General features: G+C 45.0%; 20 protein-coding genes. 12 read left to right on the top strand and 8 right to left on the bottom strand.

All coding sequences use genetic code 11. From position 1 onward, the window contains the following. Nucleotides 1–27 precede the first annotated feature (27 nt). The 3 genes from MHH60_RS17980 to MHH60_RS17970 are packed head-to-tail and all read right to left on the bottom strand — an operon-like array spanning nt 28 to nt 2,952. Nucleotides 28–810 (bottom strand): STM4013/SEN3800 family hydrolase, encoded by a 783-nt coding sequence (locus MHH60_RS17980; RefSeq protein WP_038568987.1) that lies wholly within the window; start codon nt 808–810, stop codon nt 28–30. After that, the gene (locus MHH60_RS17975; protein ID WP_256715204.1) at nt 810–2,147 is read right to left on the bottom strand and encodes an STM4014 family protein; all 1,338 of its coding nucleotides are present in this window, start codon (nt 2,145–2,147) and stop codon (nt 810–812) included. Before MHH60_RS17975 ends, MHH60_RS17980 begins: the two co-directional genes overlap by 1 nt. Next, on the bottom strand, nt 2,107–2,952 hold the full coding sequence (locus MHH60_RS17970) for an STM4015 family protein (RefSeq protein ID WP_076137718.1): 846 nt from the start codon (nt 2,950–2,952) through the stop codon (nt 2,107–2,109). Before MHH60_RS17970 ends, MHH60_RS17975 begins: the two co-directional genes overlap by 41 nt. 169 nt (nt 2,953–3,121) lie before the next feature. Here MHH60_RS17970 and MHH60_RS17965 point away from each other — a divergent pair, with 169 nt between their 5' ends. Further along, nucleotides 3,122–4,597 carry an amidase family protein gene (locus MHH60_RS17965; RefSeq protein ID WP_076137716.1) on the top strand — a complete coding sequence of 492 codons (1,476 nt, stop codon included), beginning with the start codon at nt 3,122–3,124 and terminating at the stop codon, nt 4,595–4,597. Nucleotides 4,598–4,633: 36 nt separating this feature from the next. Next, nucleotides 4,634–5,164 carry an NAD(+) diphosphatase gene (locus MHH60_RS17960; RefSeq protein ID WP_076104689.1) on the top strand — a complete coding sequence of 177 codons (531 nt, stop codon included), beginning with the start codon at nt 4,634–4,636 and terminating at the stop codon, nt 5,162–5,164. Nucleotides 5,165–5,212: 48 nt separating this feature from the next. Here MHH60_RS17960 and MHH60_RS17955 read toward each other — a convergent pair whose 3' ends face one another. From MHH60_RS17955 to MHH60_RS17935, 5 genes are all read right to left on the bottom strand, one after another. Next, a complete protein-coding gene (locus tag MHH60_RS17955; RefSeq protein ID WP_076137714.1) occupies nt 5,213–6,901 on the bottom strand; it encodes a glycoside hydrolase family 13 protein in 1,689 nt (562 codons plus the stop codon). 34 nt (nt 6,902–6,935) lie between these two features. Next, nucleotides 6,936–7,757: a carbohydrate ABC transporter permease gene (locus MHH60_RS17950; protein WP_172628781.1), complete on the bottom strand. Its 822-nt coding sequence runs from the start codon at nt 7,755–7,757 to the stop codon at nt 6,936–6,938. After that, nucleotides 7,754–8,620: a carbohydrate ABC transporter permease gene (locus MHH60_RS17945; RefSeq protein ID WP_038568998.1), complete on the bottom strand. Its 867-nt coding sequence runs from the start codon at nt 8,618–8,620 to the stop codon at nt 7,754–7,756. The genes MHH60_RS17950 and MHH60_RS17945 overlap by 4 nt, the downstream gene beginning before the upstream one ends. 77 nt (nt 8,621–8,697) lie before the next feature. Continuing rightward, complete coding sequence (locus tag MHH60_RS17940; RefSeq protein WP_076207703.1) at nt 8,698–9,963, bottom strand: ABC transporter substrate-binding protein; 1,266 nt, start codon at nt 9,961–9,963, stop codon at nt 8,698–8,700. 156 nt (nt 9,964–10,119) lie between these two features. After that, nucleotides 10,120–11,124 carry a LacI family DNA-binding transcriptional regulator gene (locus tag MHH60_RS17935; protein ID WP_076137710.1) on the bottom strand — a complete coding sequence of 335 codons (1,005 nt, stop codon included), beginning with the start codon at nt 11,122–11,124 and terminating at the stop codon, nt 10,120–10,122. 346 nt (nt 11,125–11,470) lie between these two features. On the opposite strand from MHH60_RS17935, the gene MHH60_RS17930 reads away from it, so the two are divergent. The 10 genes from MHH60_RS17930 to MHH60_RS17885 all read left to right on the top strand — a co-directional run bounded on the left by MHH60_RS17930 (nt 11,471) and on the right by MHH60_RS17885 (nt 21,275). Then, on the top strand, nt 11,471–12,424 hold the full coding sequence (locus tag MHH60_RS17930) for an AraC family transcriptional regulator (protein ID WP_076137707.1): 954 nt from the start codon (nt 11,471–11,473) through the stop codon (nt 12,422–12,424). A gap of 6 nt (nt 12,425–12,430) precedes the next feature. Then, a complete protein-coding gene (locus tag MHH60_RS17925) occupies nt 12,431–13,507 on the top strand; it encodes a Gfo/Idh/MocA family protein (RefSeq protein ID WP_076129559.1) in 1,077 nt (358 codons plus the stop codon). Between the two features lie 51 nt (nt 13,508–13,558). Then, complete coding sequence (locus MHH60_RS17920) at nt 13,559–14,290, top strand: ThuA domain-containing protein (RefSeq protein ID WP_076137706.1); 732 nt, start codon at nt 13,559–13,561, stop codon at nt 14,288–14,290. Next, nucleotides 14,291–15,259, top strand: a complete 969-nt coding sequence (locus tag MHH60_RS17915) for a sugar phosphate isomerase/epimerase family protein (protein ID WP_076137704.1) — start codon at nt 14,291–14,293, stop codon at nt 15,257–15,259. A gap of 767 nt (nt 15,260–16,026) precedes the next feature. Then, on the top strand, nt 16,027–16,938 hold the full coding sequence (locus tag MHH60_RS17910) for a L,D-transpeptidase family protein (protein WP_076137702.1): 912 nt from the start codon (nt 16,027–16,029) through the stop codon (nt 16,936–16,938). 379 nt (nt 16,939–17,317) lie between these two features. Continuing rightward, nucleotides 17,318–19,168, top strand: a complete 1,851-nt coding sequence (gene abc-f, locus MHH60_RS17905; protein WP_076137699.1) for a ribosomal protection-like ABC-F family protein — start codon at nt 17,318–17,320, stop codon at nt 19,166–19,168. A 148-nt stretch (nt 19,169–19,316) separates the two neighbouring features. Then, nucleotides 19,317–19,616 (top strand): hypothetical protein, encoded by a 300-nt coding sequence (locus MHH60_RS17900; protein ID WP_141240365.1) that lies wholly within the window; start codon nt 19,317–19,319, stop codon nt 19,614–19,616. A gap of 4 nt (nt 19,617–19,620) precedes the next feature. Next, nucleotides 19,621–20,148: a hypothetical protein gene (locus tag MHH60_RS17895; RefSeq protein ID WP_076137696.1), complete on the top strand. Its 528-nt coding sequence runs from the start codon at nt 19,621–19,623 to the stop codon at nt 20,146–20,148. Between the two features lie 35 nt (nt 20,149–20,183). Continuing rightward, a complete protein-coding gene (locus MHH60_RS17890; protein WP_076137695.1) occupies nt 20,184–20,723 on the top strand; it encodes an RDD family protein in 540 nt (179 codons plus the stop codon). A gap of 117 nt (nt 20,724–20,840) precedes the next feature. Then, nucleotides 20,841–21,275, top strand: coding sequence for a MarR family winged helix-turn-helix transcriptional regulator (locus MHH60_RS17885; protein WP_036680418.1), 435 nt, complete (start codon nt 20,841–20,843; stop codon nt 21,273–21,275). Nucleotides 21,276–21,302: the final 27 nt, after the last annotated feature.

Raw genomic sequence — 21,302 nt, 5'->3', positions numbered from 1 at the left:
TTCTCCATCCTTTCCTTGTTATAAATATTATAAAATAAACTCCCGATAAGGGACGTTCCATACCGTCTCGTGGGCAAGGCGATGCCCCTGATAGCCATCTTCCCCATAAGCGGTTCCATGATCTGAAAAAGCCAGGCAGAAGACCGGATTGCCGCGTTCCCGGAACGCATCGAACAACCGGCCCAGTTCACCGTCCACATAACGAAGAGCGGCGCGCTGGCTGTCTACAGAGTCTTTTTTAGCACCAGGTACAAAATAATGATTTGGTCCGTGAATGGCAGAGACGTTGAGGAACATAAACAATCTTTGCTCGCTAGGAGTATCCTTTAGCAGCTTTAAGGCATGGTTCACCTGATGCTCTGTGGAACGCGGATTGGTCACACCGAAGGTCATCCGCCAGTAGCTTTGCTGGAAATAGCTTGGCAACACACGAGCGAGTGGATTTTTTTTGGTGAAGAAAATAACACCTCCAATACAAACCGTACGATAGCCCTCAGCAGCAAGTCCTGACACGATATCCGGCGTATCGAACAGCCATGTATGGGGATGCGTCTTCATGCCGGTGTTTCGGGAGTGGAACATGCGGATATGCTCAGTCTTATCCGTTGTAGCTGGAGTAGGCAAGAAGCCGCCGAAAAAAGCGTGATGGGCCGCATAAGTAAAGCTGCCGGGAGTATGTCTTTTCTCCCAGGGTCCCGTTCCGCACAGGTTCGGGCAGTTCGCTTCCTCCATAGTAGCTGCATCGTATCGAAGGGTATCAAGCGTGATCATTAGAATGTCATGGGTGCCAACGATAGTGTTCATATCCATTAAGAGGATCCTTCCTTTATAAGCGGTGTTGAGGGATGAGTAATATAGTCTCTGGCGGTCAATACCTTCATTTCCCATTCGTAGGTGCTGCAGCCACGGTATTTCACATCGTACAGCAAATCGCCAAAAGGATTAACATCGGCGACAAAACACTGCTGCGATCCTCCAGATATCAGCACGTCTATCCCGGCAACTCCAGAACGGGGAAATGCCGCCAGCGCTTGCAACGCGGTATTTCGTACCTGCTCCTGTATGAATTCTGATAGACCGGCTTCTGAAGGAGACATCCGCTGGCTGCGTAAATGCAGATTCGTAATTGGGGTGGAACTTACACGAGCAATTGCATGACAGGCCTCGCGGAGAACCACGAGCTGGCGGATATCGAAGGCTTTGCCGTTATGGCCGATCTTAGGGATCCATTGCTCGGCATAACCACCATGTCGATAAATCCAGTTAATAATGCCGGAGATCGTGGCGGTATCTGTGTACCGCCGCAGTTTACCGGAATTATAGTAAATGGGTGGTCGGGTGATATAATTCTCGACCCCCACTGTAGTTAAGGCAACTTCGGCACCTGTAACGGGATGGAGCTGATAGGCGATCACCCCGGAAGCGGCAGAGCCGAAGGCTAGCTTGATGAATACCCGGTGCATTCGCCGGGAGATCATCATCTCACGGAGAGAGGCATAGTCCGTAGGCTGCTGTTCCTCGCCTAATGGACGAGGAATAGTGATGCCTGCCTCACTCAGAATCTGTTGTGCCCGCCGTTTATCGGTCATGGCCGCAATGTCAGCGGGGTCATTTAACCATAGCGAACCTGGACAAACCTCTTTGACTTCGCGCTGTAGTCTAGCCAGCATGCGGCAATAACCGCGGAACCATTGCGAAGGATGATGCAGGACACCCTGCATCTCCTTCAATTGATGGGCTACCTTCACACGGAGTGGGCGCGGATCAGGTCTTTCAGCGTAGGGATGCAGCGAATCGTCAACATCAACGGCATCCGGTGCGCCGAGAGCGATCAATGCTCGTTCTACCTCAAAGCTGCTGCCAGGCGATTCCAATCTCAGCAGCGGAGGAGCCGCACTGAGATCTATGCCGTTATACACGACTGGCTGACTAGATAGCTGTTGCTTCTGCACTTTCAATAGATCACTTAACGATCTTCCTTGCAGAAACTCAGCATACGATAAAATGATGGCGGGTGGCATTCCGAGATCGGAACGCGCTTGCTGAATGCCACTAGTTCGTTTATCTCCGGGAATACCAAAAACGATCATTGGCCGCATGAGGGGCTCATTCTGTGATGGAAGGATAACGCCAGTCTTCCTCATCATCGCTTTCCTGCTTGTCGCTGACATCGACAGGCAATCCACTCTTTTGCCAGCGGCTGATCATCTCGTCAGACATATAATGATGGCTTAGGTTCAATGCCTTTAGTCCCTTGATTCTCTCGCTGGCTAGAAGCAACTCAGCCCCCTCGTCGCTGAGGGTACCTAGAGACAGATCTAGCGTATCCAACTGATCCAGAATTGGAGCATTTGCTACTGCACCGGCGATTTCATCTTGTATTTCGCTATTTTTTAATCCCAGATAGGTAAGTTTAGGGAACTTTCCTACTTCTAAAAGAGGTAGAATATCTGCGAGGCTTCCGTCAAAGCCGTAGTTATCTACGCCAAGATATAGTTCCAGCTTACGCAAATTCGGCAATTGGCTGGCTGCAATATTTTCAAGCACGGTTTTACTCAAGCCACCAGTAATAATAATTAGCTTTTCTAACTTGTCATGTTTTAGCTCTGAGAGGCTTAGCTCATTTCCACCTTGAATGGTGAGTGATTGTAATTCTGGAAAAGCAGGCAACAGCGGTGATAGATCGCTTTGGGTAATCCAAGAAATCTCGCACTCCTCATAACCCATCTCACCAATAAAAAGCTTGCGTAAAGCAGGGAAGCTTGCACTATGCGTAACCAGCGCATCCACAACCTCATCGGAGCTATTCTCGTAGGCTTGCCCCCAATCACCAATAATTAGGCTGGTTAGTGACGCACTTTCAGCGCTGCTGCTTAACTTCTCAATTGCTTTGCCAATTCTTTGACCTTCTTCGAATTCGTCGTATCCGATGCTAAGCTTTACTGCCGTCATGGGTGTTCCCTCCCGGAAAAATTTAACTTCGAAAATACCCTATCATCTGTAGCCGAGGGAGTCAAATAGCTGAATATAACTATAGTTAAACTCTCCATATTATTGAGGTGAAATTTTGTGGTAGGTTTATACTAGAGGCAATTTTATTTTTTTGGAAGGAGTTATTCGTATGAAGAATAAACTTCAGGAATGGATTATTGAGACGGATATAATTAAAATGCAAGAGGCTCTGGAAGCAGGTTTAATCAACTCAGAGGATATAGTTCAAGTGTATTTGGAGCGGATCCATAAATACGATATAGACATAAACTCTATTTTAGAAATAAATCCAGAGGTTATACAAATCGCGCGAGCACTCGATAGAGAACGAGCAGAAAAAGGGAGCCGGGGGAGCCTGCACGGTATTCCTATTGTATTGAAGGATAATATAGACACCGCGGATAAGATGCATACGAGTGCCGGTTCTGTAGCTTTAGCTGGATCAATTGCGGCAAAAGATTCATTTGTAGCGGCCAAGCTTCGATTGGCGGGGGCTATTTTACTTGGGAAGGCGAATATGTCGGAATGGTCTAATTTTATGTCTAGTACAATGCCTGCGGGATATAGCTCGCGGGGAGGGCTTGTACTGAATCCATATGGACCTGGGACGGTATTTGTCAGTGGTTCCAGCTCTGGGCCTGCGGCAGCTGTAGCAGCGAATCTGGCAGCAGCAGCGATCGGAACGGAAACCGCAGGATCTATTATCGGTCCAGCCAGCCAACATGCTCTTGTCGGAATCAAACCTACGGTGGGATTAGTCAGCCGTACTGGAGTCATTCCCATTTCAGTAAGTCAGGATACACCTGGCCCTATAGCTAGAACGGTTACAGATGCGGCAATTATTTTAGGGGCATTAACCGGAGTGGACGCCAACGATTCAGCAACATTTTCAAGCAAAAAATACGCTTATACAGACTATACTTCAAGTTTAGATAAAAGCTTTATACGACAAGCAAGAATAGGTATTCCACGGCATTATTATAAGCATTTAGACACTGAGAGGCTTGCAATTATGGAAGCAGCTATCTTGACCTTGAAGAATGAAGGGGCTACCATTATAGATCCTGTCACAGTACATGTTGAACAACAGAATTGGAATAATGATGTGATTTGTTATGAATTTAAAAAAGGGCTCAACCAGTATTTAGCACAAGTAGATGAATCCGTTCCGATTCACTCTTTGCAGGAATTGATAGCCTATAATGAAAGACATGCTGAGATTGCCTTGCAATATGGGCAAGACACCCTGACAAGATCAGAAGAAATAACATTAACTGAAGAGGTCTATGAAGAGAAGAGACAAGAATACAAGGAATTAGCGCTTGAGCAAGGAATAGATTATGTGTTGGAACAATATAGTTTAGACGCGTTATTGCTGCCTGGTGATGTAGATGGCATGTATATTGCGGCACGCTTAGGTTATCCATTAGTTACCGTTCCGGCGGGATATGTATCTCAAGGCATTATTGATGCGGATGGGGATTCGACCAGGGGGCCTTTTGGTGTTGTTTTTTCCGGAAAAGCTTATAGCGAGCCTACGCTCATAGCCTTAGCATACGGGTTTGAACAAGCTACGTATCACCGGATTCCTCCTCAATTGGAGTAGAATTAGGCTAACTTAGAATAGAAGGAAGCGATCAGTTTGAAGTATTGCCTGGAATGTGGAACTGCGTTAGTAATGAAAGAAGCCGATGGGGAAGGGCAGGTACCTTATTGTAATGCATGTGAAATGTTCCGATTCCCTATTTTCAGCACGGCGATTAGTACAGCAGTATTAAACAGGGAGAAAAACAAGATTTTATTAATTCAGCAATATAATCGGCCAGACTACATATTACTCGCAGGATACGTGAACAAAGGTGAAGATGCGGAAACGACTCTCGTACGTGAGGTAAAAGAAGAGGTAGGACTTGATATTGTCGCTTATGAATATATGCGCAGCTTGTACTTCGCGCCATCCAATACGCTAATGCTGAATTTTATAGGTGTTGCAGATTCGGAGGACTTGAGCCAGGTGAGTACTGAGGTTGATCATGCTGAATGGTTTACCTTGGAAGAAGCCGCCAGAGCGATTAAAAAGAACAGCCTAGCCGAAACCTTCTTACTGGCGATTATCGAGAAATTGAACGCGGGACAGGTACAGGTCAATCCGGTAGCTGTTGGAGGAAAGTAAAAAGGAGCCGTGAGGCTCCTTTTTGTTGTTTCCATGCAAGGGGGGGAATTATTTAAGCTTATACACACGAGCTTCATAAGGGCGAAGCTGAATTGTATTTAGTTCTTCTTCTGGATTTACCTCGTAGTTGGCAATGAGCAGTTCCTTCGTTTGAAATTTCACAGTGGAAGGAAGCTCGAAGGTCGCGGGCTCTCCGAAGAAATTCAATACAACCAGTAGCTGTTCTTCTCCAAGAGTACGCAGATAAGCATAGATCTGCTCGTTCTCTTCAGCCAAGATCGTATAGCTACCATATACGATAATTTCATGCTGCTTGCGCAGCTCAATAAGTCTCTTATAATAGTAAAAAATAGAATCAGGATCAGCCAGCGCCCGCTCCACATTAATTTCCTTGTAATTAGGATTTACGGCTAGCCAAGGAGAGCCCGTCGTGAAGCCTGCCTGCGGCTCGGCGTTCCATTGCATTGGCGTACGGCCATTATCCCGGCCTTTAATGTAAATGGAGTTCATGATAGCTTCTTCCGAATGACCGGCAGCCAAGTATTCTTTATACATATTCAAGATTTCAATATCTTTGTAATCGTTGATGGAATCAAACTGTACATTCGTCATGCCGATTTCTTCGCCTTGATAGATGTAAGGTGTGCCTTGGAGCGTGTGCAGCAGTGTTGCCAGCATCTTGGCAGATTCTTTCGGATATAGCTTATCATCTCCGAAGCGGGATAACATACGCGGCTGATCGTGGTTGTTCATATACAGACTGTTCCAACCTTTACCGTCCAGCGCGACTTGCCATTTGGAAATGATGGACTTGATGTCCGCCAGCTTCCAAGGCTGCACATTCCATTTGCCTCCAGGTCCGGAATCGACGTCCATGAGCTCGAAATGGAATACCATGTTAAGCTCGTTGCGATCCTCGGAAACGTACAAGGAAGCCTCCTCGGGAGTGACATTAACGGCTTCGCCCACTGTCATGATATCGTACTTGGACAGGACCTCACGGTTCATTTCCTGCATATACTCATGTACGCGTGGTCCGTTAACGAAATAGTCTCCTCCGAAGTGGTACGTAGGCTGTTCTCCGTTATTTTCTGGGGCAACGCTAGGTAATTCTGGTACTTTGGAAATCAAGTTGATTACATCCATGCGGAATCCGTCAATACCCTTATCCAGCCACCAGGTCATCATATCGTAGACTTCCTGGCGCAGCTTAGGATTATCCCAATTCAGGTCGGGTTGCTTTCTCGAGAAGAGATGGAGGTAATATTCCTCCGACTTCTCATCGAATTCCCAAGCCGAACCGCTGAAGAAGGAACCCCAGTCGTTAGGCGTCTGTCCGTCTTGGCCCGGCCGCCAGATATAATAATCACGATAAGGATTATCCTTTGATTTGCGGGACTCCACGAACCAAGCATGCTCATCAGAGGAGTGGTTGACCACGAGATCCATAATCAGCTTCATGCCGCGGCTGTGAAGTCCAGCTAGCAGTTCCTCCCAATCAGAGAGTGTTCCGAAATCATCCATAATAGTTTGATAGTTACTGATATCATAGCCGTTATCGTCGTTTGGCGACTCGTATACCGGGCATAACCAGACTACGTCGACGCCAAGCTGATTTAAATAATCGAGTTTCGAGATAATGCCTTGCAGATCACCGATGCCGTCCCCGTTACTGTCTTTGAAGCTGCGGGGATAGATTTGATAAACTACGCTTTCTTTCCACCATTTCTTATCCATGTATAACTCTCCTATCTCTCTATATAAATCTTAGTTATTTAATGGACCCTGATGTTAGTCCACTGATAATCCATTTTTGCGCGAACAAATAGACCACGAGCATCGGGGATAAAGCAAGCAGATACGAAGCAAAGGCTAAGTTGAAATCTGTGCTGAATTGACCTTGGAAGACATACTGTACAAGCGGAAGTGTGTATGAATCCTGATCACCGAGCAGAATCAACGGCAGCATAAAGTCGTTCCAAGTCGACAGACAAGAGAGGATACCAATTGTTGCACTGACCGGAGCAAGAAGTGGGAAAATAATCTTCCAGAACGTTCCGAATGTCGTTGCACCATCTACTGTGGCAGCTTCCTCTAGCTCATAAGGAATAGAGCGGATATAGCCAGTGTATACAAACACGTTAAAAGCCAAGCCATAAACAATGTATAGAATAATAAGACCCAGAATGTTGTTCATATGCAGATCCGTTGTCACTTTGACCACAGGCAGCATAATAATCTGGAAAGGAATAAACATTGCGCTGATAAAATAAAAGTAAAGCGCTTTGAAGAATTTTCGGTTCATATTGCGGGCAATCGCGTAGGCTACCATGGAGTTGGTAAGCAAGATGAACACTACTGATGTTATTGTGATCGTGGCGCTATTTCCTAAGGCGTTAAAGAAATTGGTTGCCTTAATGGCATTGGCGAAGTTCTCAAAATGCAGGCCAGTTGGCAGTGAAAAGATGGATTGAGCCATTTCCTCGGGATTTTTTAGCGCGATAGCAATAGTCATGTACAGCGGAAAAAGGATCAGTAGTGAGCCTAGCGCGATAAGAATCGTTGCAGGCCAGTTGCTTGATTTTTTGATCATAAGTCCATCTCCCGTTTCTGCAGAAATTTAAGCTGAAGGGCGGAGATCACAACGATCACGATAAAATAAATCACGGCGTTCGCCGATTGATAGGCAAATTCTCCGCCTTGGAAGCCGCCTGTATAGATTAAGTGGGCAATGGATTGTGTTGAACGTCCAGGTCCCCCACCTGTCAAGGCTACGATTTGGTCGAATACCATTAAGCCGCCTTTCATCGCCAGCACCATGTTGATCGTGAAGAAGGAAGCAAGCATTGGAAAAGTAATGCTCCAGAATTCTCTCCAGCGGCTAGCGCCGTCCAGATTGGAGGCTTCGTAAAGATCTTGCGGAATCGTCTGTAGACCTGCCAGATAGAGAATCGTGTTATAAGCAATTCCCTGCCAAACGGCTACAATGACGATGCCGATCCAGGCCCAATCGGAGTTGCCGAGAATGTTCTGCGAAAGGAATTCACTGCCAAGCTTCTCGCCCCAGATAGGGAATACATTTGCGAACAAATAGTTGAAAATAAAGCCGACAATCAGCACGCTGAGGATATTAGGCAGGAAATATACACCGCGGAAAAAGTTTTTGGCTTTAATCTTGGCGTTAAGTCCAAGCGCAATCAACAAACTAATGATGTTGATGAGAATAGTTGTTAAGATGGCATATTTAAAAGTGAACACATATGAATTCAGCACATTTTCGTCTTGAAAAATGTTAATGAAGTTCTTAAACCCTACGTAATCAAAGCTGTCACTGAAGCCGTCCCAGTTAGTGAACGAATAATAAATACCCTGCAGTGCAGGAAAGGTGTGAAAGGCAAAGAAAAGAAGCAATGCCGGTATAGTCATTAGATAAAAGGCGACTCGGCGTTTGGCCATCATGTAATCCTCCTTGGAAAAGAGAAAGAGAAGGGGGAATCCCGTTCTCTTTCTCGGCTCTTATTTGTCAGGTCTCGTTATTTCCGGTCAGCTACCTTATCCCATTCTTTATCAAGCTGTTTCAGGTACGCATCAACATCTTTCTTTTGCAGGAAGGCTTGATTGATGGTATCCACTTTCATTGCACTTGGGATGTAGTGGTCCGCAAAGTCGGCCAAGTTACCTGAGGTAAATGCTGCTTTGAAGCCGTCCATTGTTGGATCATCTTGTGTTACACCTTGCACAGCTGGGAATGCTTTTTGCTCGTTAATGTAGAGGCTAACATTCTCAGGCTGGAGCAGGAATTCAACGAATTTTTTAGCTTCTTCTTTATGTTTAGTGCTCTTAGAGATAGTCAACAATGTGTCTACGCCAGAAATGACCTTATTATTAGCAGCATCATTTGTCGCTGGGAAAGGGAATACACCAAGCTCAATGGATGGATTAGCCTTTACGATTTCTGGGATCGCCCACACCCCTTGCAGATACATTGCAGATTCACCTTTAGCGAAAGCTGTGTTGCCGTCATTGTAGCCTTTTCCAAAAATATCTTTTTGACCGAACTCCGTCAGCTTAAGCAGCTTTTCAGCAATTTCGGTGAAGCTGTCTGTGAAAGTCACAGTACCCTCAGTACGTTGCTTGAAGAAATCATTGCCTTTAATGATTGTAGAGAGAGAGTTGAACGGCGTAAGGGTTGTCCAGGAATCCTTAAGGGTCAGGTAAAAAGCATTTTTACCGCTGTCCTTGAACTTTTGAGCGACGGCAATGAACTCATCCCAAGTGGTTGGCACGGTAACGCCGGCTTCAGTGAACATCGCTTTATTGTAAATGACACCACTTGCGTTCGAAGAGAAGGGAAGACCATTCAGCTCGCTCGAACCCGTCAGGTCTTTCAGCATTTGAACATAAGCAGGCTGGATATTTTCAGCAAGTGGATCACTGGAGAAGTCTTCAAACAGACCACTTCCGGATAATGTTTTGTAGGTGTCAGTGGCTCCGATACCCACTACGTCAGGGATGTCTTTTTTAGCTGCACGAGTCTTCAGCACGGTTTCGGCATCCGGTGGGTTCACTTGAGTGACTACGATGTTCGGATTGGCTTCATTAAATTTCGCAACCAGCTTGTCGAAGGTAGCTTTGGCTTCGGTCTTATTTTGGAAAAACTCGATTTTCACTTTGTCACCGGAGGAGTTCCCGCCGCTAGATGTGTTGTCAGCCGCATTGTTACCACTATTGCTACCGCAGGCGCTAAGCACGGACATAGCCAGTAGACTAACCATTACGGGTTTAATTGTTTTTTTCATGATAAATCCTCCTAATAATGTGTTGGGTATTATGGTGAATTTGATAAGAGTAAACGTTTACGTTGACTGCAAACTTAAATGATGTTCATGTTCTTCTAAGCGACGGGTATGCAATAAAGTGGACGGTAAACGTTTACGTAATATTGATAAAAAGACTTAGGTAAGCGATCTTACCGTTTGTCTTTCCACAATTGTGTGATCGACAATCTGGCTGTTGACAGACTCGCCTGTTTCAATCATCTGAATGAGCTTCTCCACGGCGATCTTTCCAATATCGTACAGCGGTTGGCGTACTGTTGTTAAAGGCGGAATAACCATTTTGGCTAATCCAAGATCGTCATATCCCATAATGGAGATATCCTCGGGCACACTTAGACCATTTTTGATAACGGTGGAGAGGGCACCAATCGCCATTTCATCACTAGCACAAAAAACGGCAGTCACATCAGGCGCTTGCTCCAAAAGAGTCTCCATAGCTATACTTCCGCTCTCATACAAAAAATCTCCATAAGCAAGATAGCGGCTGTCAAAAGGAATGCCATTTGCTTCAAGCGCATGCTTATAACCTTCTGCTCTTGGCGCACCAGCGATAAGATCGCTAGGGTTTCCACTAATCATGGCTATTTTGCGGTGACCTTTTGAAATTAAGTAGAGGATAGCGTCAAAAGCTGCTCGATAATCATCTACTTTCACATAAGGGACCTTGGCGAATTCTGTTTGGGAAGAGACCAATACAACGGGGATCCTCATGGTTTCGAGCACATCGTAATATTCTTTCTTAAGGACTTCACTAGAAAAAATAATGCCATCAACCTGTTTCTCTCTCAGGAGCTGCAAATACTTCAACGTTCTTTTACCGTCCTGATCGGTATTGCATACCATCACACTGTAGTTCCGGTCATTGGCCAATTCTTCAATACCCTTGAGCAGATCGGAAGAGAAGGCACCAGAAACACTAGGGAACATAACACCAATGGTTTGTGTACGCTTATTGATTAGACCCCGGGCAATCGCATTGGGTTGATAACCAATTTCTTTGATCGCCTCATTTACCTTTTGTTTCGTTTTGTCCGAATACCCACTTAAATTGTTTAGCACGCGAGAGACTGTGGCAATGGAGACGTTCGCTTTCTGTGCAACATCTTTAATCGTTGGGTTCATTCCTATGAGCTCCTTAAACTACGGTTATCCTTGAATTAAACGCTTACGCTGATGAGAGTAAGTTATGAAGGAAGAGAACGTAAACGCTTACCCCGAATATAAATGCTGGTAGGCGCTTTTGTCAACTGTACTTAAAAAATAAAAAAATGATCAAAAATACGCAAGAGCAGTAATCTTTTAATAGGAATGAAACCGATGCATATACCAAAAATTTACTTAGAAATATCGGAATTGACAAAAGAATATTGGAGGTCTAACATTTAGAGAGTAAACGCTTACGTAAAATTTTTAAATATGGCATGAAAGCCTTGGTTTTAATGATTTACTCGGATAAGGAGTTGTATTTATGAATATTTATCTCGAGATTCCGGATGTGGATAAGCACTTTCCTTACCGCAGTTTACTCTGCAATGGTGATACGTTATGTTATCCGCATTGGCATAAAGAAATTGAAATTATCTATGTTACCAAAGGAAGCCTGAATCTGGGAATTAACGATACCCCTATTCACATGGAGCAGGGCGAGGTTCAGTTTATCAATGGTGGGGATGTGCATTATTTTCTCTCTTCACCTGAGAGTGAACGGGTAGTGATTCAATTTGACCTGAATTTGTTTCAGGAAGTAGCCGCTTTGAACGGTAATGACTACTCACTTCGTGAGGTCTTTACGCTTATGGAGTATTCCAGTTCTAGATGGCCCGTGGCAACTGCCGCGAAGGTCAAAGGGCTGATTGAGAGTATTTACGAGGAAGATGTACAGCGAAGAGAAGGGTATGTTTTTCTAATCAAGGCTAGATTGTTTGAACTGCTGACCGTTATTTTACGTGAGGTACCGAAAAGTCCGATCAATAAACAGCCTAAGTTCTCAGAAGATACACTGAATCAATCGAGAGAAACATTGGAGAGACTAGAGCGGATTTTTATTTATGTGGAGCAGCATTATCAGGAGGCTATTTCGCTGAATGAGGTAGCTAATTATATGGGTTTTAGTCCTTATTATTTTACCAAATTGTTCAAGAAAAACACGGGCATGACCTTTATCGCGTTCTTAAACGAATACCGGCTTAACAAAGCCAAGTGGATCTTGATCAATGAAGATCTGCCGATGTCTGCCGTGGCGGAAGCAGCCGGGTTTGGCAGCGTGAAGACCTTCCATCATTTTTTCAAGGAAGCGACGGGGATATCCCCGCTGAAATACCACAAGACAATATTCGGGAATAATACAGCAAGATTGCAGGAAGAAAGCCCTTCCTCAGCTTTGTATGATAGAGATATCAAAACAGGAATAAGTGGAGGTTAGACCAGAATGACTTTAACAGTAGGAATTATCGGCTGCGGAGGTATTGCGAACGGCAAGCACATGCCCGCGTTAAAAAAAGTAGAAGGTGCGCGAATGGTTGCTTTTTGTGATATCGTCGCTGAACGTGCCGAGAAGGCAAAAGCGGAGTTTGGAGATGAGCAGTCCGTAGTTTACACAGATTATAAAGAGCTTCTTAACGATGCAAGTATAGATGTGATTCATGTATGTACGCCGAATATTTCCCATGCGGAGATTTCCATTGCGGCTATGGAAGCAGGCAAACACGTAATGTGTGAGAAGCCGATGGCTAAAACCACGGCAGAAGCACAAGCGATGATCGAGGCCTCAGAGCGAACTGGTAAAAAGCTGACCATCGGTTATCAGAACCGGTTCAGACCAGACTCAGCTTATCTGCATGCGGTATGTGAGAATAATGAGCTTGGTGAGATCTATTACGCCAGAGCTAAGGCTATCCGTCGTCGCGCTGTCCCAACTTGGGGTGTGTTTTTGGATGAAGAAGCGCAAGGCGGCGGTCCGTTGATTGATATCGGGACCCATGCGCTCGATTTGACCCTGTGGATGATGGATAATTACAAACCTAAATATGTCGTGGGCAACGCATATCATAAGCTGTCCGGTCGTAAAAATGCTGCGAATGCTTGGGGCCCGTGGGATCCTGAGAAGTTTACAGTTGAGGATTCCGCCATTGGATTCATCACTATGGAGAATGGGGCTACCATCGTCTTAGAGGCAAGCTGGGCACTGAATACACTCGATGTCGGTGAGGCCAAAACGGTACTTTGTGGGACTGAAGGCGGAGCAGATATGGAGAAGGGTCTACGCATTAACGGGGAAGCCTACGGTAAAACCTTTGAAAAGCATATCGGTCTGGATGCCGGTGGCGTCGACTTTTATGATGGTGCAGGAGATGATCCAGCTGTGATAGAGGCAGCTCAGTGGATTGACAGCATTGTAAATGACACCGAGCCTGTAGTGAAGCCGGAGCAGGCGTTGGTTGTGACTCGCATCTTGGAAGCTATTTATAAATCCTCTGAAACTGGAATGCCTGTGTTTTTTGAATAATCAAGCAAATTCGATGGTCATAGATAAATATGAACTAGGAGTGTGTCCCAAGTGACAAGAGTAACCGTATGGAATGAATTCCGTCATGAACGGCAGGAAGAAAGAATTCTTAAGGTCTATCCGCAAGGTATTCATGGACAACTGGCAAGTTTTCTTCAAGAGGCAGGACTGGACACTCAGACAGCTACGCTGGATGAACCAGAGCACGGACTGACGCAAGAGGTATTGGATAACACGGATGTGCTGATCTGGTGGGGACATATCGCCCATCATGAAGTAAGTGATGAGATTGTAAACCGTGTACATGCGCGAGTGCTGCAAGGTATGGGGCTTGTAGTACTTCATTCGGGCCATATGTCCAAAATCTTTATCAAATTAATGGGCACCAGCTGCGATCTGAAATGGCGTGAAGCTGAGGAGAAGGAGCGCCTGTGGGTCATGGACCCAAGTCACCCGATTGCTGAGGGTATTGGTGAATACATCGACTTGGAGCAAGAGGAAATGTATGGTGCACATTTTGATGTGCCAGCACCAGAGAGTCTTGTATTTGTCGGCTGGTTCGAAGGCGGTAACGTCTTCCCAAGCGGATCGACCTACCTTAGAGGCAGCGGGAAGATCTTTTATTTCCAGCCTGGTCATGAATCTTATCCAACCTATTACAACAAGGATATTCAAAAAGTTATCATCAATGGCGTAAACTGGTGTGCACCAACGAAACGTGACTATCCGGTTTACGGACATTCTGAAGCCTTAGAGCCTATCAAAGAAAAGGTGGTCGTATAAATGAAATTAGGCGTATTTGATCCTGTATTTGGAAGCTTGAGTCTTGACGAGATGTTAGATAAAATCGCCGCCGCAGGTTTGAATGCGGTAGAAATCGGCTCGGGCGGTAATCCCGGTAATGCTCACTGTCCGACAGATGAGCTGCTTGCGAGCGAGTCAGCACGTCTAGAATATTTGGAAAAGTTCACAAAACGCGGCATTATGATCAGTGCCTTCAGTTGCCATAATAACCCGATTTCACCAGATAAAGAAGAAGCCCGCGCCGGGGATGAAATTCTCCGTAAATCGATCAAGCTGGCTTCACTCATGGGTGTTAAGGTCGTGAACACTTTTTCGGGAACGGCTGGGGACAGCGATGAGGCAAAAGCACCGAACTGGCCAGTCACACCTTGGCCTACCGTGTACAGCGACATCAAAACCTGGCAGTGGGAACATAAGCTGATCCCTTACTGGAAGGAAATCGGCAAGCTGGCCGAGGAGCATGGCGTTAAGATCGGCATCGAGTTGCATGGCGGATTCCTGTGCCATACCCCTTATACGATTTTGAAGCTTAGAGAAGCAACCTGCGATGCTATCGGAGCTAATCTGGATCCGAGCCATCTGTGGTGGCAAGGTATTGATCCTGTAGGTGCCATTAAGATTCTCGGTAAAGCTGGCGCGATTCACCATTTCCATGCCAAGGATACTTACTTGGATCAGGACAACATCAATATGTATGGTCTGACCGATATGCAACCTTATGGCGATGTGCAGACCCGCGCATGGACCTTCCGCTCCGTTGGTTGCGGCCACAGCATATCTGAGTGGTCAGATATCATGAGCGCGCTGCGCACTTACGGTTATGATTACGTGGTGAGCATCGAGCATGAAGACCCTCTTATGACGGTTGACGAAGGCTTCCAACGTGCAGTAACCAATTTGCAATCCATTCTTATTCATGACCAGCCTCAGGGTATGTGGTGGGTGTAAGGTCGAATTAGAAAGCCTTGATTCTCTATAAGAGAATCAAGGCTTTTTTTGTGTGTAGTGGGGATGTAGGGGGAGCGTAAGAGCGGGCGAATGGTAGAACGGAAGAACGGGAGGTAAGAACGGGAGGTAAGAACGGAAGGTAAGAACGGAAGGGGAGAACGGAAGGGGAGAACGGAAGAACGGAAGAACGGAAGAACGGAAGAACGGAATGGAGTAGAAACGAGCTGGCTAAGAGATAGGGAGGAGGTAGGGACGAGTAGGAGCTAATAAGAAACGAACTAGAAACTAACCAGAAATGTACTGGAAACAAACTAGAAACGAACCCAGAAATGAAACAAGAAACGAACGAAGAGCCAACTAAACACGAACTAACTACCAATCAAAAATGAACTAGTATGCTAACGGACTCAGATGCAGCTATTCGCGTGTTTTAGGCCTTTTTGAGCGAGTTTCGGACCCGAGAGACGTTATTGGTCCTGAAAAGCAAGGAATTCGAGGTGTTTAGAGCGAATAACTGCGCTGGAGTCCGATAGCATCCCAAAACAGCGGGAAATTTGCTAATAGGGTCTCTGGGGTCCGCAACTTATGTGCTGATGCGTTAGCTGGTCTTCGCGTGATCCAAGATCGGCTTTTTGTCGTGCATTCACTGGTTACAGTATTGCAATCTCTGCGTCAAGCGGGAGTGGACGAGTTGAAAAGAATAGGTACAGGCTGGTACGCAACATATTTGAAATGATTTCGTCTTTATATAACGGAGGTGGAGCAAGATGAATTTATGCTTTTCGGGAAGCCGGTTTCAAACTTTTTTACAGCGGAACATTAAACTGATGCTTGTATTTGGGCTTTTGTTCGCTGCTTGCTTTACAGGAGTTGGAAGGGTAGAAGCTGCTGGCTCAGATCTGATCATCGTGAACAAAAAAACAAACAAACTCGCGTATTTCAGTGACGGCAAGCTGGTGAAGACTTTTCCGGTTGCCACAGGGAAGTCGAAGGAACTGACGCCAGAAGGTAGCTTCAAAATGGTGGTTAAAGTAAAAAACAGACCCTACTACAAAGAGAAAATTCCCGGTGGTGATCCGGCCAATCCGCTTGGTGACCGCTGGCTGGGGCTGGAAGTGAACGGGACCTATGGCACGACTTATGCGATTCACGGCAATAATAATGAGTCATCGATAGGGAAGTACGTTAGCGCCGGTTGTATTCGAATGCATAATGATGATATTCATTGGCTGTATCCAAAAGTAGCCAAGAATACTCGAGTTATCATTACAACGAGCACACTGGCTATGGAGAATATTGCAACTAAAAACGGGTACTCTGTGGGAAGTAATAAGTTTGTGGGGACTTTTGAGATCAATGGGACGACAACAAAGCTGAAGGATCCTTTTATATTGGAAAATTCCCGTGTGTTTGTTCCGCTGAGAGAATCCGTGGCCTTACTGGGTGGAACTTTGCAGAGTGAAGCGGGGACAGGTGCACTGCTAATTACGATCGGCAATCGTACGGTGACACATAAGCCATTATCCAATAAGGCTATTGTGAATGGCAAATCCATTACGATTTTACCGTCACGCAATGAAAATAACCGATTACTAATTCCGCTGAGTATCCTGCCTGATTTATTTGCTGTTCAGGTGCAGTGGAATGCGCAGACTCAGGTGGTAAAGATTAAGTTATAATTGTTCTTGACCTTTTAATTCTGATTTAAATTGTTATATACTGTACTTATTCTAAAAATACGGACAATTACGGAGGGCCACCGACTGATGAATAACTAACACGTTTCCTGAAACAGACCAGAAAGTTTGTGAAGTGCATATGCACAAGTCACGGAGCACCCGCGCAGGGTGATAACGGTCAGGGATACGTGTGTCGGTCGGGGGTCTTACGATGCTTTTATATGGATAGTTCTATCTATTGTGTTGGTTTACTCTGCATCCAGCAGGTGAACACGGCCGTAGTCTATCCATGTCTGGGCACATTCCCCCTTCATACGCTATTCGACCGCAGACCGCTGGCTGCGGTTTTTTATTTGCAATGAAATCGGAGGAATGAAAGATGACTGTAATTAAAGTGAAGAATTTACGTAAGGAATGGAACGGGATCCCTTTATTTAAGGAGGTATCCTTTGAGATAGCAGAGGGAGAGCGCGTGCTTTTATTCGGACGAAACGGGATTGGCAAAACCACACTGCTTAAGGGGCTGATCGGTCGGCTTACTTTTGAAGAGGGGAGTATCTATCATGGTTTGCCATCTGAAGAATGGGGTGTGCTCGATCAACAGCTTGAGGTACCTGAGGAAGTAACCGCATTGGACTACGTTCTTTCAGGCTCAGCACAGCTGCCTGAATTAAAACGCCAGCTTGAAGCTCTCAGTCAGAGATTGCAGGAGCAGAAAGCTGATAACGAAGCTGAATTGGCTGAATATGCAGAGGTGTACGATCGTTACTTGCAGCTTGATGGATATGGCTGGGAGGTCAAAGCGGAAAAAAGTCTAAAGCAGCTCAAGCTTGAACGTGCAGTCTGGGACTTGCCATACGCCTCACTTAGTGGTGGGCAAAAGACACGGGTGCAATTAGCAGCATTATTAGCCCGGCAGCCCAAGCTATTGATTCTGGATGAACCGACCAATCACATAGATGGAGAAACGATGGAGTGGTTGGAGCATTGGGTGTGCACCTACGCTGGAACCGTGTTTTATGTATCACATGATCGTACATTTATTGATCGAACTGCAACGTCTGTGCTGGAGCTTAGTCCGGAGGGATGCCGGCGTTATTCGGGTGGATATACACAGTACCGGGAGCAGAAGACTATAGAGCTGAGAACATTGGAGGGACAATATAAAAAGCAGGAGCAGGAAAAGGAGAAGCTGCTGGAGAGCATTAGGCGGTATGCAGAATGGTTCCAGCAAGCGCATCGTGCTGCCGGACAAAACGATTTCCTTCGTTCGAAATCCAAGAAAAATGTGTCTCGTTTCCATGCCAAGGAAGCAGCGCTGGAACGGTTAAATAAGAATCGTGTAGAATTGCCCCGTGAGACTGGCAAGCTGAAGATGAAGCTGGAAAGCGAAGAGTTTCTGGCAGATTCTTTACTGACACTCCGTGAGATAGAGTTTGCCTATGAGGGAAGTGCGCCTTTTCTTAGGGATTTCAGTTTGTCGCTAAACCGGGGAGACCGACTGTCTATTCTGGGTCCTAATGGTGTTGGAAAGTCTACGCTGCTGAAATTGATTGCAGGGATCAATAAGCCTACAAAAGGTGAAGTGCGGCTGCATCCACGGACGACAATCGGTTATTTTGCACAAGAGCTAGATAACTTAGAAATGAACTCTACGATTCTGGATAGCTTGCTTGAACTGCCGGGAATGACCCAGACGGAGGCGCGGACGATTCTGGGTTGCTTTTTATTTACACGGGACGATGTATTTAAACGGATTGGGGATTTGAGTCTGGGGGAGAAATGCCGAGTGGCTTTCCTCAAGTTGTATTTTGGAAAAGCGAATTTATTGGTTTTAGATGAACCCACTAATTATCTGGATATTGACACTAGGGAACGAGTAGAAGAGGCACTTATGGTGTATCCCGGCGGGTTAGTAATGGTCTCGCATGACCGTTATCTTCACTCTAAAGTGGCTAATCGCTTGGTGATTTTAGAGCCATCTCAGGTACCAAAGTTTTTTCAAGGAACGTATGCTGAATATTTTGCAAAAGACAGAACCCGTCTGCTTACTGGTATAGAACAGGCTCGGGAGGATGACCTCGCCCTTCTGCAGCTGCGTCTGAATCAGTTGATTCAGAGTAGCAGTGTGGATTCTGAGGCGGAGAATGCAGTGCTAGTGGCGGAAATCGTTAATTTGCAGCGACAAATACAAGAACTAAGGGGCGAGGGGAAACCCGTATCCTCCTAAGCGGATAAAAAACACAACCTTGCTCAGGATAAATTTAACTTGGGCAGGTTGTGTTTTTAGTTAGGAGTCGTAAGGTGTAAGGTGTATAATTTGGAGGAATGTGGATTTTTTTTGGCGATAAAGAAACCTTGAGAGGATGGTTGCAGAATTGCTGAAATTGGGCTCTTTTATATTGGAATTACTTCGCTTATGTATATTGCTTGTGCTGACTTTATTAGTTTTGGGTTGGGCAGAAAGATTGATCTATCAATTGATATTTGGTCAACCTGTGTATAACTGGAGTATGGGATTCGGGAATTTATTGTTATTTTTTATGCTGTACCGGAATCATTTTCAGTTTAAAGGCTGGTATAAATCAGAGAAGAATCAAAAGCTAACGCTCTTCACCACAAGAATAATCACCGTAATTTCCATAGGACTAATAATCCTGCCGATAGGGCTAGGCTGATCTTATGAAGATTAGAATCATTGGCGCTTGCGGCAGCGGCAAATCCTATATCGCCCGGGAGTTATCTAGAAAATACGGTGTAGAGTATTACGAGACAGACAACTTGGTATGGGACAGAAGTGCCGAGAATTTGCGCTTTTCAGTTGAAGCAAGGGATGCTCAGTTGGAAGAAATCCTTGCTAAACCCTCATGGATTCTGGAAGGTGCACATTACAAATGGGGACAAGAGAGTTTTAAAGCTGCTGACTTAATCGTTATTTTGAATCCTAATAAAGTGATCAGGGATTTGAGAGTGTTTACAAGGTTTATAAAAACAAGACTGGGTTTAGAGCAAGCGAATTACAAGCAGTCATTTAAGAATCTGTATGTGATGATTTTTGAATGGAACCGTGGATATGATCAGGAGGCCGCACATAGGATTATAGAGTTAACGGATACTCTGTCTGATAAACGGGTAATTGTTAAAAATAACAAAGAGCTGGAGCCCGTTATCCAAGAGCATCTGAGGAAGGGATTGTTAAATAGGGATTAAGCGACAAAGTAAACGATAGAGAGAGGAGTGCTTGCATGGATAACATTCTACCCGAGCATTTGGATCAGGAGAATTTCATAGGGTTTTGGAAAAGAGTGCTGGCTTCCATTCTTGATTTCTTGGTCATTGGAATACCTGGGGTTATCGTATACTGGATACTCAATTCATTAGCTGTTTCATTACACTCGGAGATACCTATTATCCTGGAGTACATTTTGTTTATCGCCTTTGATATCTTTATGATCGTTAGATTTGGTGGAACCCCTGGGAAGCTGATTTTAAAATTAAAAATTGTCAATGAGCAAGGGAATTACGCTACAGTGAAGGAAGCTCTGATTCGAAATGTTTTCCGAATGATTAGTATGATTCTTTCAATGGTAATTGCGGTCAGCAGCTATGACTTTACCGTTATTTCCGCCAAATTATCCTTATGGTCGGATTTGGCTTTTGATCTCACTCAAATCCTGGGTCCAATCATGCTGGTGGATTACTTGTTGGTTGGATTCCATCCCCGTAAACGTGCGATTCACGATTTGCTGGCTGGCACTTATGTTGTTGATAAATCCGCAATTTGAAGAATGCTTTTCACCAAGCATTCTTTTTTTTAATATTAGGTATTTTACTATTAAATATTTTAGTGTTAAAATACTTTTATAAGCAGCCGATCATCATGAATGCCAAAGGAGAACCTCTTGGAAAATCCAGATATTTTTAAGCTAATACATGCAGTTGAATTATTTACGAATGAAGTTATTGTTCGATGGATGAACGCATTTGATCACAATATTGGGATATCTCCAGTTCTAGTCTTGGGCGAATTGAATAAAAAAGGCCCCTTGAAGCAGACTATTTTGGCTAAGAGACTAGGATATACGCCGGGAGCAATGACTAACATTGCTAATCGCCTAATTAAGCAGGGGATGGCCGAGAGAAAATATAACGAAGATGATCGACGGAATGTACTTCTATCTATCACGGACAAAGGAAAAGACGTTCTGAAGGAAGCACAGCTTAAGGGACAGGAGCTAAGAGCTGAAATGTTCCAAAAGCTCAATGAGGAGGAACTGCAGCAATTCTTGAAAATCTATGAGAAGTTGTTAACGAGCTTTGATAGCTCTGAAACATAAACCAAGTCATCTTAGAAGCACAATAAC

The sequence above is a fragment of the Paenibacillus sp. FSL H7-0716 genome (genome assembly GCF_038002705.1).
In the GTDB taxonomy this organism is placed as follows: domain Bacteria; phylum Bacillota; class Bacilli; order Paenibacillales; family Paenibacillaceae; genus Paenibacillus_AQ; species Paenibacillus_AQ odorifer.
This window is presented reverse-complemented; position numbering and strand designations above follow the sequence as displayed.

Coding starts and splice junctions, on each gene's coding strand:
- MHH60_RS17910 (WP_076137702.1), top strand. CDS start 16,027: ATGAATTTATGCTTTTCGGGAAGCCGGTTTCAAACTTTTTTACAGCGG.
- MHH60_RS17915 (WP_076137704.1), top strand. CDS start 14,291: ATGAAATTAGGCGTATTTGATCCTGTATTTGGAAGCTTGAGTCTTGAC.
- MHH60_RS17945 (WP_038568998.1), bottom strand. CDS start 8,620: ATGGCCAAACGCCGAGTCGCCTTTTATCTAATGACTATACCGGCATTG.
- MHH60_RS17925 (WP_076129559.1), top strand. CDS start 12,431: ATGACTTTAACAGTAGGAATTATCGGCTGCGGAGGTATTGCGAACGGC.
- MHH60_RS17930 (WP_076137707.1), top strand. CDS start 11,471: ATGAATATTTATCTCGAGATTCCGGATGTGGATAAGCACTTTCCTTAC.
- abc-f (WP_076137699.1), top strand. CDS start 17,318: ATGACTGTAATTAAAGTGAAGAATTTACGTAAGGAATGGAACGGGATC.
- MHH60_RS17935 (WP_076137710.1), bottom strand. CDS start 11,124: ATGAACCCAACGATTAAAGATGTTGCACAGAAAGCGAACGTCTCCATT.
- MHH60_RS17980 (WP_038568987.1), bottom strand. CDS start 810: ATGGATATGAACACTATCGTTGGCACCCATGACATTCTAATGATCACG.
- MHH60_RS17955 (WP_076137714.1), bottom strand. CDS start 6,901: ATGGATAAGAAATGGTGGAAAGAAAGCGTAGTTTATCAAATCTATCCC.
- MHH60_RS17940 (WP_076207703.1), bottom strand. CDS start 9,963: ATGAAAAAAACAATTAAACCCGTAATGGTTAGTCTACTGGCTATGTCC.
- MHH60_RS17950 (WP_172628781.1), bottom strand. CDS start 7,757: ATGATCAAAAAATCAAGCAACTGGCCTGCAACGATTCTTATCGCGCTA.
- MHH60_RS17965 (WP_076137716.1), top strand. CDS start 3,122: ATGAAGAATAAACTTCAGGAATGGATTATTGAGACGGATATAATTAAA.
- MHH60_RS17895 (WP_076137696.1), top strand. CDS start 19,621: ATGAAGATTAGAATCATTGGCGCTTGCGGCAGCGGCAAATCCTATATC.
- MHH60_RS17890 (WP_076137695.1), top strand. CDS start 20,184: ATGGATAACATTCTACCCGAGCATTTGGATCAGGAGAATTTCATAGGG.
- MHH60_RS17970 (WP_076137718.1), bottom strand. CDS start 2,952: ATGACGGCAGTAAAGCTTAGCATCGGATACGACGAATTCGAAGAAGGT.
- MHH60_RS17975 (WP_256715204.1), bottom strand. CDS start 2,147: ATGATGAGGAAGACTGGCGTTATCCTTCCATCACAGAATGAGCCCCTC.